This is a genomic window from Desulfovulcanus sp. (genome assembly GCF_982781345.1).
The window spans coordinates 1-1,229 of record NZ_CEYAEZ010000177.1 but is presented as its reverse complement, the minus strand read 5'-3'; the positions used below and the strand labels follow the sequence as shown (position 1 = coordinate 1,229).

The 1,229-nt window shown below is 37.2% G+C and carries 3 protein-coding genes; all 3 read left to right on the top strand.

All coding sequences use genetic code 11. From position 1 onward, the window contains the following. On the top strand, window positions 1-183 hold a 183-nt coding region (locus AC3WVG_RS12060), incomplete at its 5' end, for a hypothetical protein (protein ID WP_488798363.1). Between the two features lie 19 nt (window positions 184-202). Then, window positions 203-841, top strand: a complete 639-nt coding sequence (locus AC3WVG_RS12055; protein ID WP_024601507.1) for a thiol:disulfide interchange protein DsbA/DsbL — start codon at window positions 203-205, stop codon at window positions 839-841. A gap of 62 nt (window positions 842-903) precedes the next feature. Further along, on the top strand, window positions 904-1,229 hold a 326-nt coding region (locus AC3WVG_RS12050), incomplete at its 3' end, for a 2-thiouracil desulfurase family protein (protein WP_488798362.1).

Here is a 1,229-nt window from a genome sequence, read left to right as displayed (position 1 = left end):
GCTAGTTTGCCTATCATAGCAGCTGAACGTGCCATGCAAGATAAGCAGAATAAATATTCTGAACTTGGCGCATTAACTGGCGTGCCTACATTTATCGTAAATGACAAATATAAAATCAATATTAATACAATCAAGAGCCAACAAGAGCTTGATGAGTTAATTAGCTTTTTACTAAAACTATAATTTTTGGAGCACCATAATAATGATCAAATTAGTTAAAGCAGGGTTACTTGCTGTATTACTCCCTTTAGCTGCAACCAGTTTTGCTGCCACTTACGAAGAGGGCGTGCATTATGATGTCGTCTCTGATCGTGCAACCAGAAAACCAGAAGTAAAAGAGTTTTTCTCTTTTTACTGTCCTGCATGTAATAACATGGAACCACTGCTGGCCGAGATCAAACCTAAGCTAGATAAAAACGTAAAGTTTAAGAAAAGCCATGTAGATTTTGTGGGTGTACGTGACCCAGAACATCAAACCATGATCAGCCAAGCATTAGCTACAGCTGAAGTACTACCTCAAAAAGATAAAATTATTTCAGCGATGTTTGATCATATCCATGCAAAGCGCGCTCGTTTTAATGAGCTTGCTGATGTAAAAGATGTATTTTTAGCTCAAGGCGTAGATGGCGACAAGTTTGATAAATTATTTGAAAGCTTCTCGGTACGTACACTTAGCTCTAAAATGAAACGTGACCAAGATTACTTTAAAGGCAAAGGGGCACTTCGTGGCGTTCCTACGTTTATCGTTAATGGTAAATACAAGCTTAACTTAGGTGGTGAGTCAGGCATTTCAACGCCAGAAGATGTAAGCGCACTCATTAATTACTTAGCAAATAAATAAGTAGTTTGGTTAAATAACAAAGCTCCTTAAGGAGCTTTTTTATTTGGAGAAGAAAATTCATTATGGAAAAAATTTTAATCTCAAGTTGTTTGTTAGGTTTGCCAGTTCGTTATGATGGTAAAGGACAAACAATATTGCACCCTCAACTTAATTTGTGGCAAAAGCAAAATAGATTAATTGTATTTTGTCCTGAGATTGCTGGTGGTTTACTCGTGCCTAGAGCGCCCGCTGAGATAAAGCAAAATCGAGTTATTACAAATACTGCTGAGGATGTAACAAGTGCATTTGAAGCTGGCGCTAATAAAGCATTAGCCCTTTGTAATAAGCATAATATTCGCTTTGCTTTACTAAAAGAGTCTAGTCCTTCGTGTGGCCGTAATACAATTTA

Excerpts from the sequence above, each read along its gene's own strand:
- AC3WVG_RS12055 (WP_024601507.1), top strand. The coding sequence starts at position 203 with ATGATCAAATTAGTTAAAGCAGGGTTACTTGCTGTATTACTCCCTTTA.